This is a genomic window from Pseudomonas sp. R151218B TE3479 (assembly GCF_053629195.1).
This window is the reverse complement of the sequence record NZ_JBRJHV010000001.1, coordinates 5,322,729-5,336,200: the sequence shown is the minus strand read 5'-3', so window position 1 is coordinate 5,336,200 and position 13,472 is coordinate 5,322,729. Positions and strand designations below refer to the sequence as shown.

The following is a 13,472-nucleotide window of genomic DNA, read 5'->3' as shown; positions in this document are numbered from 1 at the left end:
ACGGGTTCCCTAAGATCACGTCATAACTCGTTATGACAAGTGATAGAGGCCATGTCCGACAACGTTCTTTCCCTCAACAGCGTACCGCTGCACACGCAACTGCGAGACGTGCTGCGTGCGCGGATTCTTGACGGTGAATACCCCCAGGGCGGGCAGATGCCCTCGGAAAGCGAGCTCGGCGCGTTGTTTCGCGTCAGCCGCATCACCGTGCGCCAGGCCTTGGGCGATTTGCAAAAGGAAGGCCTGATTTTCAAGATCCATGGCAAAGGCACGTTCGTGGCCAAGCCCAAGACCTTCCAGAACGTCAGCACTCTCCAGGGCCTGGCCGAGTCCATGACCGGGCGCGGTTTCGAGGTGATCAACCGCTTGCTCAGTTTCAAGTTCATCGCGGCCGACAAACAGGTGGCCGAGCGCCTGAAGTTGACGGAAGGAGACACGGTGGCGCAGATCAAACGGGTGCGCTTGATCAACCGCGAGCCGGTTTCCCTGGAAATCACCTACCTGCCCAAAGCCCTGGGTGAACGGCTGGAAAAGGCCGACCTGGTCACCCGCGACATTTTCCTGATCCTGGAAAACGACTGCGCCTTGACATTGGGCCATGCCGACCTGGCCATCGATGCGGTGCTGGCCGACAGTGACCTGACCCAGGCGCTGGAGGTCGAGCCAGGCTCGCCGATCATGCGCATCGAGCGCCTGACCCATGACGCCAGCGGTCAGCCCCTGGACTTTGAACACCTCTATTACCGCGGCGATGCCTTCCAGTACCGCTTGCGGATCGACCGGCAAAAAGGGGACGCAGCTCCATGACTAGAAGCACCCTGGAACAGGAATACGACATTGTCGTCATCGGCGGTGGCACGGCCGGGCCCATGGCGGCGATCAAGGCCAAGGAGCGCAACCGCGATCTGCGCGTGCTGCTGGTGGACAAGGCCAACGTCAAGCGCAGCGGTGCCATCAGCATGGGCATGGACGGCTTGAACAACGCGATCATCCCCGGCCATTCCACGCCCGAGCAGTACACCAAGGAAATCACCATCGCCAACGACGGCATCGTCAACCAGGCGGCGGTGTACGCCTATGCCACCCACAGCTTTGAAACGATCGAGCAACTGGACCGCTGGGGCGTGAAGTTCGAGAAGGATGAAACCGGCGACTACGCGGTGAAAAAGGTCCATCACATGGGCGCCTACGTGCTGCCGATGCCGGAAGGGCACGACATCAAGAAGGTGCTTTACCGCCAACTGAAACGGGCGCGAGTGAGCATCACCAATCGGCTGGTCTGCACGCGGTTGCTGACCGATGAAGCGGGCGCGGTGAACGGTGTGATGGGCTTCGATTGCCGCACCGCCGACTTTCATGTGATCAAGGCCAAGGCGGTCATCCTCTGCTGCGGCGCGGCGGGGCGCCTGGGCTTGCCGGCCTCCGGCTACCTGATGGGCACGTATGAGAACCCGACCAATGCCGGCGACGGCTATGCCATGGCCTATCACGCCGGTGCCGAATTGGCGAATCTGGAGTGCTTCCAGATCAACCCGTTGATCAAGGACTACAACGGCCCGGCGTGCGCTTATGTCACCGGCCCCCTGGGCGGCTACACCGCCAACAACAAGGGCGAGCGCTTCATCGAGTGCGACTACTGGAGCGGGCAGATGATGTGGGAATTCCATCAGGAACTCGAAGGTGGCAATGGCCCGGTGTTCCTCAAGCTCGATCACCTGGCCGAGGAAACCATCCAGAACATCGAAGAGATCCTGCACAGCAACGAACGGCCGAGTCGCGGTCAGTTCCATGCCAACCGCGGCACCGACTACCGCACGCAGATGGTGGAGATGCACATCTCCGAAATCGGTTTTTGCAGCGGTCATTCGGCGTCGGGCGTGTGGGTCAACGAGCGGGCCGAGACTTCGGTCAAGGGCCTGTACTCGGCCGGCGACATGGCGGCAGTGCCGCACAACTACATGCTCGGTGCGTTCACCTACGGCTGGTTTGCCGGCAACAACGCTGCGGATTTCGTCGCCGGGAAGGATTTCTCGGCGCTGGATGCCGGGCAGATCGAACGGGAGAGGGCACGTGTCTACGCGCCACTGGAGCGCGAGCACGGCCTGCCACCGGCCCAGGTGGAATACAAGCTGCGCCGCTTCGTCAACGATTACCTGCAGCCGCCGAAAGTCACCAAGAAAATGCAGATCGGCCTGCAACGCTTCAGCGATATCCAGCGCGACCTGGACCAGATCAAGGCCCACAACCCTCACGAGTTGATGCGCGCCATGGAAGTCAGCGTGATCCGCGACTGCGCCGAAATGGCCGCCCGTGCCTCGCTGTTCCGCGCCGAAAGCCGTTGGGGCCTGTACCACTATCGGGTCGATCATCCACAACGCAACGACAGCGACTGGTTCTGCCATTGCCATTTGAAGAAGGGCGATGACGGCGCGATGACTTCATTCAAGAAAGCCGTCGAACCCTACGTCATCGCCCTCGATGCCGACGAACTGCAGGCCTACGACCGGCTGCGGGTCGGTGCCGACGCGGCGTGAACCGTCCACCCAGAGAGAACGCCCATGGCCTATCAACCCCAGGAAATCTTTTTCCGCTCCAATGCCCCCGTCACCGTGGACGAGGACAAATGCATCGCTCACAAGGGCTGCACGGTTTGCGTCGATGTGTGCCCCATGGACCTGCTGGCGATCAACCCGGCGACCCAGAAGGCCTACATGGCATTCGACGAATGCTGGTACTGCATGCCCTGTGAAAAGGACTGCCCGACGGGGGCGGTGAAAGTGGAGATTCCGTATCTGTTGCGCTGACTGGCAGGACGCCATCGCGAGCAAGCTCGCTCCCACAAGGGATCGAAGCCAGTCGCAGATCTTATGTACACCGATAAACCTGTGGGAGCGAGCTTGCTCGCGATGAGGCCCACCCAAACACCACAAAAGCCATCCGGCCACCCCCGGACGCATTCAGAACACCCCTCGTTTCCCACCGCGCCCTGATCGTGGCGGAGACGACATCCAATAAATGATTCGAGGGGACACACCCATGCTATTGCGTGCAGCACTCGCCGGTCTGGTACTGGCTTCATTGACCTTGCCTGCCCAGGCAGAAACCATCCGTATCGCCATCGGCACCCAGGACACCACCATCAACTGCGCCGCCGGCGGCTTGTTGATCCGGGAGTTGGGCCTGCTGGATAAATACCTGCCCCATGATGGCGCCTACAAGGATGCCCAGTACGACATTCAGTGGAAGAACTTCACCAGCGGCGCGCCGCTGACCAACGAGATGGTCGCCGGCAAACTCGACTTCGGCGCCATGGCCGATTTCCCTGGCGCGTTCAACGGCGTGGCGTTCGAAACCGCCGGCAAGCACAGCCTGTTCATCAGCGTGCTGTCGGGCAGCACCCAGGGCAGCGGCAACGGCATCGTGGTGCCCAGTGCGTCGGGCGTGCAGTCCCTGGGCGAGCTCAAGGGCAAGACCATTTCCGTACCGTTTGCGTCCACCGCCCACGGCATGTTGCTGCGCGCCGTCGCGGCCCAGGGCTGGGACCCGCTCAAGGATGTCAACATCATCGCCCAGCCGCCGGAAGTCGCCGGTTCGGCGTTGCAAGCCGGCAAGATCGACGCCCACGCCGACTTCGTACCGTTCGCCGAACTGTTCCCCAGCCGGGGTTTCGCCCGCAAGATCTACGACGGCGCCCAGGCCAACACACCCACGTTCCACGGCGCGCTGGTGGACCAGGCCTATGCCAAGCAGTACCCGGAAATCGTCGTCGCCTACCTGCGCGCCACCATCGAGGCCAATCAACTGCTGGCCGCCGAGCCGGAGAAGTACAGCGAGTTGATCGCCAAGGTCACTGGTGTGGATGCCGAGGTCAATTACCTGTTCCACGGGCCGCTGGGGGTGCAGACCCGAGACCTGACCTGGAAACCGGAATACCGCCAGGCCGTCGGTACCGCCATCGACACCCTCAAGCTGCTGAAAAAGGCTGATCGCGGCCTGGACCTCAATACCTTCATCGATGATCAGTACATCCGCGCCGCCTTCAAGGCGTCGAACCTGGACTACAACGCGCAATTGGCTAATTACGCCCAGACCCCGCTAGGCAGCAGCGATGCGTCGACCGGCCAGGCAATCGCCGACGCCCGCCACGTGGCCGAGATCTGGGTGCGAGGCGAGGCGAAAGTGCGCCATTACGCCTCGGCCCAATCGGCCTTCGCCGCGCTGGCGAGCTTCAAGCAGGAAGGCAAGGGCATCCGCGCCGTCTATGCCCAGGCCAGCGACAGCGGAATCAAGCTGCTGGCCGAACAGGCGTGGTTCGCCAGTGATGCCAAGGGCCAGCTCAGTGCGTTCCTGCTCAAGGGGCAGGCCCAGCAATTTGCTACCGCCCAGGGTGGCAAGGTCTTGGACTTCACTGAAGCCACCAGCCAGGCCGTTGCCGCTCGCTGATTTCGGCCAACGACCTGTGGGAGCGAGCTCGCTCGCGATAGCGGCGTGTCAGTCACATCTATTCAACCGATCTGACGCTATCGCGAGCAAGCTCGCTCCCACAGGGGTACACATCAGAGGATAAACTCGTGTCCCCATTATCCAAACGCTGGCTCCTGCGAGCCGCTTCACTGCTGCTCTGCCTGTTGTTCTGGCAACTCGCTGCAACCGGTCACTGGAACCTCGGGCTGGTGACTTTCGCCAACGTCCCGACGCCACTGGCGGTGATCCAGGCGGCGCTGGGCCTGGGAGAGTCGGGCAACCTCGGCCGGCACCTGGGCAGCAGTCTGGGCCGGGTCTTTGCCGGTTATGGCGCGGCGCTGTTGCTCGGCGTGGCGCTGGGCCTGGCTATCGGTCGTTCGAAATGGGCCGAAGACCTGTTGCTGCCGCCCCTGGAAGTGCTGCGGCCGATCCCGGCAGTGGCCTGGATTCCCCTGGCGATCCTGATGTTCCCCTCGTCAGAACTGTCGATGGTGTTCATCACCTTCACCGGCGCGCTGTTCCCGATCCTGCTCAACACCGTACACGGCGTCGAAGGCGTGGACCGGCGTTTGATCGCCTCGGCAAAAAGCCTCGGGGCCGGACGCCGGGCGATCCTGTTGGAGGTGATTCTGCCGGGCGCCGCGCCGAGCATCATCACCGGCCTGGCCATCGGCATGGGCACGTCCTGGTTCTGCCTGGTGACGGCGGAAATGATCGCCGGCCAGTACGGCATCGGCTACTACACCTGGGCCTCCTACACCGTGCAGAACTACGCCGACATCGTCGTCGGCATGTTGCTGATCGGTGTGTTGGGCATGGGCAGCAGCCTGTTGATCAAGCGCCTGGGCGGGCTGTTCACGCCTTGGCATCGACCACGAGGAAAAGCCTGATGAGCGTGATGCAAACACCCGAGGGACGGATCGATATCCGTCAGTTGTCCATCGTCCTTGGCCTGGGAGCCCAGGCCTTCGAAGCGGTCCAGGGGCTCGATTGCCAGATCGAGGCGGGTCAGTTCGTCTGTGTCCTCGGGCCGTCCGGCTGCGGCAAGTCCACTTTGCTCGGGGCGTTGGCCGGGCATCTGCAACCGCGCTCCGGCAGCTTGAATGTCGACGGCTTGAGCGTTTCCGGCCCGTCGCCCCAGCGCGGCATGGTGTTCCAGCAACACACGCTGTTTCCCTGGCGCAGCGTGCGCGACAACGTCGCCTTCGGCCTGAAGATGCGCGGCCTGGGCAAGGCCGAACGGCACCGGGCCGCCGATGAAATCCTTGCGCTGGTGGGCCTGGAAGGTTTCGCCGGGCACTGGCCGGACCAGCTCTCCGGAGGCATGCAGCAACGGGTGGAGATCGCTCGGGTGCTGGTCAACCGTCCACGGCTGCTGCTGATGGACGAACCCTTCGGCGCGCTCGATGCCCTGACCCGGTTGAATATGCAGGAGCTGCTGCTGGACATCTGGACCCGCATTCGCACCACCGTGGTATTCGTCACCCACGACATCGACGAGGCGCTGTTCCTGGCCGATCGCTTGTTGGTGATGAGCCCGCGTCCGGGGCGAATCATCGAGGACCTGCGCCTGGATTTCCCACGGCCACGCACGACCGAACTGGTCACCCGCCCTGAATTCTCCCGCTTGAAGCGCCACTGCCTCGACCTGCTGCGCCATGAAGATGGCCGGCAGTTGCCGCGCCTCAATCCCCTCGGGCTTCCCCCTGAAACCTCCTTGCCGCGATTTGCCTTATGACCTCTCTATTCGAAAACACCGACAACGACGACATCCTTGCCCTGCAACCACGCCTGACTGACGAGGATCCGGGGGTGCGCCGCATCGCCCTGATCGAACTGGCCGACCTTGAGGAACCCGAAGGCCTGCTGTGGCTGGTGGACCGCCTGGCCGAGGACCCCAGTGCCGACGTGCGAGCCGAAGCCGCGCGCTTGCTTGAAGCCTGGGAGGACGCGCCGGTGGTGGGAGCCTTGTGCGAGGCCCTGACCGATCCGTCGCCAAGTGTGCAGGCCGCTGCTGCCCAGAGCCTGAGCCTGCTCAAGAGCGAGGCGGCGGGAAGGATGATCCTGCCCTGGACGGCACATGCCGAGGCCGGTGTGCGCGTCGCGGCGTTCAGGGCCTTGCGCGAGTTGCGTCTGCTCGAGGCGGCACCGGCGGCAATCGTTGCCCTGGCTGACGGCGATGCCAGCGTGCGTCGCGAGGCGGTTGGCGTGCTGGGCTGGCTCAAGCACCTCGACGCTTTGCCGGCCTTGGCCAGGTTGGCCAGTGATGATCCGGATACTGAGGTGCGCCGCGCGGCCACCGGCGCCCTTGGCCTGGCTTCGGATACGCAAGTCTTGCCGGCGCTGCGCCAGGCCCTCCGGGATCCGGCCTGGGCGGTGCGCGAAGAGGCCGCCACCACCTTGGGCAAGGTCGGTCACGCCGATGCCGGTCCGGTCCTGGTCGAAGCCTTGGGCGACGATTATTGGCAAGTGCGCTTGCGAGCCACTCGCAGCCTCGGTCGCTTGCGTTACGCCCCGGCGTTGTCGGCCTTGATCGAAACCCTGGGCCATCGCATCAGCAACTTGCGCAAGGAAGCGGCCCTGGCCTTGGGAGAGCTGAACGAACCAGGCGCCATCCCGGCCTTGCAGGCTGCCCAGGACGATGGCGACCCCGAAGTGCGCAAAGCCGTACGCATTGCCTTGGGCCAACTGCAATGAGCCCGCTGGCGCAGGGCAATTCCCAAGGCGCAGGGCAACTGCGCCTGAACTGGCCCGACGGCCGGGAACAACGCCTGGACCATGCCGAACTGCGCCGCCGATGCCCCTGCTCGCGGTGCCGGGCGCTGCGCCTGCAAGGGCTGACCGTCCAGGTCGATCCACGGATCCGGGTGGTGGAAGTCAATCCCCAGGGCTACGGGGTGCAACTGGTGTTCAGCGACGGGCATGAGCGGGGGATTTACCCGTGGGCCTACCTGGCGGGGCTTGAGGCTACATGATCACCTCGGAACCCTGTGGGAGCGAGCTTGCTCGCGATGACGGCGGTACAGACCACCTGTGAACTGACTGGCGGCGCTTGTCAGAAAAATCCCGAAAGAGTACAAATGTACTCCATGACGACTCTCACGCCCCGCCGTACCGCCATCCTGACCTTCATCCGCGAACGTATCGCCGAGCAGGGCCAGCCCCCCAGCCTCGCTGAAATCAGCGAGGCGTTCGGTTTCGCCTCCCGCAGCGTGGCGCGCAAGCATGTGCTGGCGCTGACCGAAGCCGGTTTTATCGAAGTCAATCCGCACCAGGCCCGGGGTATCCGCTTGCTGAATCAGCCCGCGCGCCCCGAGCTGCTGGACGTCCCGGTGCTGGGACGAGTAGCGGCCGGCTTGCCGATCGGCGCCGATGCCGAGGTCCACAGCCGCTTGATGCTGGACCCGGCGATGTTCACCAAGGCGCCGGATTACTTGCTGCGGGTCCAAGGCGACTCGATGATCGAGGACGGTATTCTCGACGGCGACCTGGTGGGCGTGCAGCGCACCCCCCAGGCCTCCAACGGCCAGATTGTCGTGGCACGGCTCGACGGTGAAGTCACCATCAAGCGCTTCGAGCGAATCGGCGAACGGGTGCGCCTGCTGCCGCGCAACCCGGCCTACCAGCCGATCATCGTCGAAGCCGACCGGGACCTGGCCATTGAAGGCGTGTTCTGTGGCCTGTTGAGGCAAGGCTGATGGGCGCTGTCGTTGCGCTGGACACGCTGTTCAATGGCGGCCAGGTCTGGAAGGGCCGGCCTGCGCCTCCGGCCGCCAGCCCACAACCCACCGGCCATGCGGCACTGGATGCGGCGTTGCCCAGTGGCGGCTGGCCGGAAGCGGCGTTGACGGAATTGCTCATCGCCGCGCCGGGCGTGGGTGAGTTGCAACTGGTGTGGCCGACCCTGGCGCGGTTGTCGGCGGCGGGGGAGCGGATCGTGCTGGTGGCGCCGCCGTTCGTGCCTTATCCCCAAGCCTGGCAGAACGCCGGGGTAGACCTGCGCCATCTGTCAGTGATTCGGGCCGATGAACGCGATGCCCTGTGGGCCACCGAACAATGTCTGCGTTCGGGCAGCTGCGGCGCGGTGCTGTGCTGGCCCCGCCAGGCGGACGACCGGGCCCTGCGCCGCCTGCAAGTGGCGGCGGAAACCGGCCAGACCCTGGCGTTCGCCTGGCGCTCGATCCAGGAAGCCATCAACCCGTCGCCGGCGGCCTTGCGCATCGCCATCGATGCCCGGCCTGCGCAATTGCGCGTGCTCAAGTGTCGGGGCGGGCTGGCCCGTTCGGCGCCGATTGCCTTTGCCACGTTCACCTCACCGACAGAGCATTGAGGTTGCGATGCGCTGGGTCTGTATTCTCTTCCCGCAATTGGCGCTGGACGCCGCGCTGCGTCAGCGCCCCGATCCCGACCAGCCCCTGGCATTGCTGACCGGTCCGGCCCAGCGTCGGGTGCTGCAAGCGGTGAATGCGCAGGCAAGGGCCCTGGGCTTGCGTCCCGGCCAGACCATGACCGCCGCCCAGGCCCTGAGCAAAGGTTTTGCCACCGCCGAATACGACGCCGCGCAGATCGAACACTGGCAACAGTTCCTGGCGGCCTGGGCCTACCGGTTCAGTTCCCAGGTCAGCGTGCATTACCCACGTACAGTGCTGTTCGAGATCGAGTCGAGCCTGGGCCTGTTCGGGCCCTGGCCGGTGTTCGAGGCGCGGTTGCGGGCCGAACTGAGCGAACTGGGCTTTCGTCATCGCATCGTCGCCGCTCCGAACCCGGTGGCGGCACGGGTGTTGGCCAATGCCTACGACGCCTTGGTGGTGCCCGATGCCGAGACCTTGCAACAGTACCTGGGGCACATGCCCGTGGACCGGATCGGCCTGGAGCCCGACGTTGCCATGGCGCTGTCGCGCATGGGCCTGCGTCGCCTGAGCCAGGTCCAGGCCTTGCCCCGGCAGACCCTGGCGCGGCGCTTCGAGGCCCAGGTGCTCAAGCATCTCGATGCGTTGATGGGCCATCGCACCCTGGCGCTGTCGTTCTACCTGCCACCGGACCGTTTTGATGTGCGCATCGAGCTCAACTATGACGTGCAATCCCATCAGGCGCTGTTGTTCCCGTTGCGCCGCCTGACCGCTGACCTGTCGGCCTTCCTCTGCGGACGCGACAGCGGCGTGCAGCGCTTCGACTTGCACCTGGAGCACGCCGGGTTGCCGGATACAGTGATCAAGGTCGGCCTGCTCAGCGCCGAACGGGACCCGGCGATGCTCTTCGAACTGGCCCGCGGTCGCTTGGAACAGGTGCAGGTCGCGGCCCCGGTGCGGGGCTTTCGCTTGTGTGCCGAAGACCTGCCGAGCTTCGTGCCCCAGCGCCTGGAGCTGTTCGACGAACGCCCCCAACAATCATTGCCCTGGGAGCAACTGCGCGAACGCTTGCGGGCCCGGCTGGGGGATGACGCCGTGCAGGGCCTGGGGTTTCGCGACGACCATCGGCCTGAGTGCGCCTGGCAGATGACCTCCCAACCCCGATCCCAGACTTGTCCGGTGCGCGATGGCGTGCAGCGTCCCGGCTGGCTGCTGGAGGAGCCCCAGGCATTGGCGCAAGGTCAGGCGCACATCCTCATGGGCCCCGAGCGCATCGAGACCGGTTGGTGGGATGGCGCGGATGTGCGCCGCGACTATTACCTGATCGAAACCCGCAGCGGACAACGTGGCTGGGCCTATCGACCAGTGGGCGAGGGCGGGCCGCTGTGGCTGCAGGGCTGGTTCGCATGAGCGTTGAGTATGCCGAGCTGCATTGCCTGTCGAACTTCAGCTTCCAGCGCGGCGCCTCCAGTGCTCTGGAGTTGTGCCGTCGCGCCAAGCAGCAGGGCTACCAGGCCCTGGCGATCACCGACGAATGCACCCTGGCCGGGATTGTCCGGGCCTGGCAGGCGGCCAGGGAGTTGGCGCTGCCACTGATCATCGGCAGCGAGATCCAGATCGAGAACGGTCCGAAACTGGTGTTGCTGGTGGAAAACCTGGAAGGCTATCAAGCCTTGTGTCGGCTGATCACCCGCGCCCGGCGTCGCAGCGAGAAGGGTCACTACCGCATCGTGCGAGAGGATTTCGACGAGCCCTTGCCGGGATTGTTGGCGCTGTGGGTGCCCGGTATTAAAGCCCCCGAAGACCAGGGCCGTTGGCTCCAGTCAATGTTTGCCGGGCGCCTGTGGCTGACGGTCCAGTTGCATTGCGGGCAGGATGACCGGCGTCGGCTGGCGGATGTGCTGGCGTTGGCGGAGCGCTTGAACCTTCCAGCCGTGGCCAGCGGCGATGTGCACATGCATGTGCGCGGCCGTCGCGCCTTGCAGGACACCATGACTGCCATCCGTCACCACGTCACGGTGGCCGATGCCGGCCAGCGCTTGCACCCCAACGGCGAGCGCCACTTGCGCAGCCGCAAGGATCTGGCCGATCTCTACCCGCAGGCTTTGCTCGATGAAACCCTGAACATCGCCCGACGCTGCACCTTCGACCTCGGCCAGTTGCGCTATCAATACCCCCGCGAGCTGGTGCCCGAGGGGCATGATCCGGCGTCCTGGCTGCGAGTGTTGACCGAGCGCGGCATGCGCGCGCGTTGGGCTGATGGGGTCAGTGATAAGGTCCGGCGACAGATCGACAAGGAATTGGCGTTGATTGCCGAGCTGGGCTACGACAGCTATTTCCTCACCGTGCAGGACATCGTCGGCTTCGCCCGACAGCAGCACATCCTCTGTCAGGGACGTGGCTCGGCGGCCAACTCGGCGGTGTGTTATGCCCTGGGCATTACCGAAATCGATCCGAGCCAGACCGACCTGTTGTTCGAGCGATTCCTGTCCAAGGAGCGCAACGAGCCACCGGACATCGATGTGGATTTCGAACATGACCGCCGCGAAGAGGTGCTGCAATATGTCTTCCGGCGCTACGGGCGCCATCGCGCGGCGCTGACGGCGGTGGTCAGCAGCTACCACGGTGCAGGGGCGGTGCGGGACGTCGCCAAGGCCTTGGGCCTGCCGCCGGACCAGGTCAATGCATTGGCTGACTGCTGTGGGCGCTGGAGCGATGAAGCACCGCCGCTGGACCGTTTGCGTGAAGGTGGCTTCGACCCGGACAGCCCGGTGTTGCGCCGGGTGCTGAGCCTGACCCAGCAATTGATCGGCTTCCCCCGGCATTTGTCCCAGCACCCGGGCGGCTTCGTGATTTCCGAGCAGCCCCTGGACACCTTGGTGCCGGTGGAAAACGCCGCCATGGCCGAGCGCACCATCATCCAGTGGGACAAGGACGACCTGGACGCGGTCGGGCTGCTCAAGGTGGATGTCCTGGCCTTGGGCATGCTCAGCGCGATTCGTCGATGCTTCGACCTGATCGAACACTACCGGGGCCAGCGCCATACCCTGGCGTCGTTGCCCAAGGACGATCCGGCGACCTACGAGATGATCAGTCGCGCGGACACCATCGGCGTGTTCCAGATCGAATCACGGGCGCAGATGGCGATGCTGCCCCGGCTCAAGCCCAGGACGTATTACGACTTGGTGATCGAAGTGGCGATCGTGCGACCGGGGCCGATCCAGGGCGGCATGGTGCACCCGTACCTGAAACGGCGAAACGAGGAGGAGGCCGTCACGTACCCCTCGCCAGCGCTGAAGACAGTTCTGGGGAGGACCCTGGGCATTCCGTTGTTCCAGGAACAAGTCATGCAGATTGCCGTTGTCGCGGCCGACTACACGCCCGGCGAGGCCGACCAGTTGCGCCGCTCCATGGCCGCCTGGAAGCGCCATGGCGGGTTGGAGCCCCATCGAGAACGCCTGGCAGCGGGGATGAAGAAAAACGGCTACACCGCTGAGTTCGCCGCGCAAATCTTCGAACAGATCAAAGGCTTCGGCAATTACGGTTTTCCCGAATCCCACGCCGCCAGTTTCGCCTTGCTGACCTACGTCAGCAGTTGGCTCAAATGCCACGAGCCGGCAGCGTTCGCCTGTGCCCTGATCAACAGCTGGCCCATGGGCTTCTACAGCCCGGACCAGATCCTGCAGGATGCCCGCCGACATCAATTGCAGATCCGTCCGGTGGACGTGCGCGCCAGCGATTGGGATTGCAGTCTCGAACCCATTGAAGGCCGACAACCGGCGCTTCGCATGGGCTTGCGCATGGTCAAAGGCTTTCGCGAAGAGGATGCCCGCCGTATCGAAATGGCCCGTCGACAGCGAGCCTTCAGTGACGTGGCCGACTTGGGCGAGCGCGCGCAACTCGATGCCCGGGCCCAGGCGCAACTGGCCGACGCGGGGGCCTTGCAGGGTTTGGCCGGGGATCGCCATCGGGCCCGCTGGGAAGTGGCCGGCGTGCAGAAGCAACTGGGCTTGTTCGCCGGTTTGCCCAGCCAGGAAGAACCGCCCGTGGCTCTGCCCGAACCCACACTGGGGGAAAACCTGTTTGCCGATTACGCCACGCTGGGCACGACACTGGGCCCTCATCCGCTGGCCCTGCTGCGTCCCGAACTGCGCGCCCGACGCTGCCGTAGTTCTCGGGAATTGCAAAACGTGGAGCATGGCCGCAATGTCAGCGTCGCCGGGCTGGTCACCGGTCGCCAACGCCCGGGCACGGCCAGCGGCGTGACCTTCGTCACCCTGGAAGATGAGTTCGGCAACCTCAACGTGGTGGTCTGGCGCGACCTGGCCGAGCGCCAACGCAAGATCCTGGTGGGCTCGCAATTGCTCAGGGTCGACGGACGCTGGGAAAGCGTCGGCGAGGTTCGCCACTTGATCGCCGGGCGCTTGAGCGACCTGACTGAATTGCTGGCGGGTATCCAGGTGCAGAGCCGCGATTTCCGCTGAGCCCCAGCACACCGCCGTTTTTGTGGCGAGGGAGCTTGCTCCCGCTGGGCTGCGTAGCAGCTCCCCAAAAAATGGTTTACGCAATGCATCAGGCACACCGCGTCAGCCGGTTTACGACGGCTGCGCCGCCGAGCGGGAGCAAGCTCCCTCGCCACAGGATTGTGCGCAAACCGAT

Annotated in this window: 12 protein-coding genes; all 12 read left to right on the top strand. The window is 64.6% G+C overall.

The window, feature by feature from the left end:
- Positions 1-51 precede the first annotated feature (51 nt).
- A complete protein-coding gene (locus AB7M32_RS22945; RefSeq protein WP_454251478.1) occupies positions 52-807 on the top strand; it encodes a GntR family transcriptional regulator in 756 nt (251 codons plus the stop codon).
- A complete protein-coding gene (locus AB7M32_RS22940; protein WP_072406915.1) occupies positions 804-2,534 on the top strand; it encodes a fumarate reductase/succinate dehydrogenase flavoprotein subunit in 1,731 nt (576 codons plus the stop codon). The genes AB7M32_RS22945 and AB7M32_RS22940 overlap by 4 nt, the downstream gene beginning before the upstream one ends.
- A gap of 24 nt (positions 2,535-2,558) precedes the next feature.
- The gene (locus AB7M32_RS22935) at positions 2,559-2,804 is read left to right on the top strand and encodes a 4Fe-4S dicluster domain-containing protein (RefSeq protein ID WP_003180418.1); all 246 of its coding nucleotides are present in this window, start codon (positions 2,559-2,561) and stop codon (positions 2,802-2,804) included.
- A gap of 232 nt (positions 2,805-3,036) precedes the next feature.
- A complete protein-coding gene (locus AB7M32_RS22930) occupies positions 3,037-4,443 on the top strand; it encodes an ABC transporter substrate-binding protein (RefSeq protein ID WP_454251477.1) in 1,407 nt (468 codons plus the stop codon).
- A gap of 128 nt (positions 4,444-4,571) precedes the next feature.
- On the top strand, positions 4,572-5,354 hold the full coding sequence (locus tag AB7M32_RS22925; protein WP_454251476.1) for an ABC transporter permease: 783 nt from the start codon (positions 4,572-4,574) through the stop codon (positions 5,352-5,354).
- Entirely contained in the window at positions 5,354-6,202 is an 849-nt protein-coding gene (locus tag AB7M32_RS22920; RefSeq protein WP_454251475.1) for an ABC transporter ATP-binding protein, read from the top strand. The genes AB7M32_RS22925 and AB7M32_RS22920 overlap by 1 nt, the downstream gene beginning before the upstream one ends.
- Positions 6,199-7,161, top strand: coding sequence for a HEAT repeat domain-containing protein (locus AB7M32_RS22915; RefSeq protein ID WP_454251474.1), 963 nt, complete (start codon positions 6,199-6,201; stop codon positions 7,159-7,161). The genes AB7M32_RS22920 and AB7M32_RS22915 overlap by 4 nt, the downstream gene beginning before the upstream one ends.
- Entirely contained in the window at positions 7,158-7,439 is a 282-nt protein-coding gene (locus AB7M32_RS22910) for a DUF971 domain-containing protein (RefSeq protein WP_454251473.1), read from the top strand. Before AB7M32_RS22915 ends, AB7M32_RS22910 begins: the two co-directional genes overlap by 4 nt.
- A 105-nt stretch (positions 7,440-7,544) precedes the next feature.
- On the top strand, positions 7,545-8,162 hold the full coding sequence (lexA, locus tag AB7M32_RS22905) for a transcriptional repressor LexA (RefSeq protein ID WP_454251472.1): 618 nt from the start codon (positions 7,545-7,547) through the stop codon (positions 8,160-8,162).
- Entirely contained in the window at positions 8,162-8,794 is a 633-nt protein-coding gene (gene imuA, locus AB7M32_RS22900; RefSeq protein ID WP_454251471.1) for a translesion DNA synthesis-associated protein ImuA, read from the top strand. The genes lexA and imuA overlap by 1 nt, the downstream gene beginning before the upstream one ends.
- A 7-nt stretch (positions 8,795-8,801) precedes the next feature.
- Entirely contained in the window at positions 8,802-10,223 is a 1,422-nt protein-coding gene (locus AB7M32_RS22895; RefSeq protein WP_454251470.1) for a Y-family DNA polymerase, read from the top strand.
- A complete protein-coding gene (locus AB7M32_RS22890) occupies positions 10,220-13,297 on the top strand; it encodes an error-prone DNA polymerase (RefSeq protein ID WP_454251469.1) in 3,078 nt (1,025 codons plus the stop codon). The genes AB7M32_RS22895 and AB7M32_RS22890 overlap by 4 nt, the downstream gene beginning before the upstream one ends.
- The last annotated feature ends 175 nt before the right edge of the window (positions 13,298-13,472 follow it).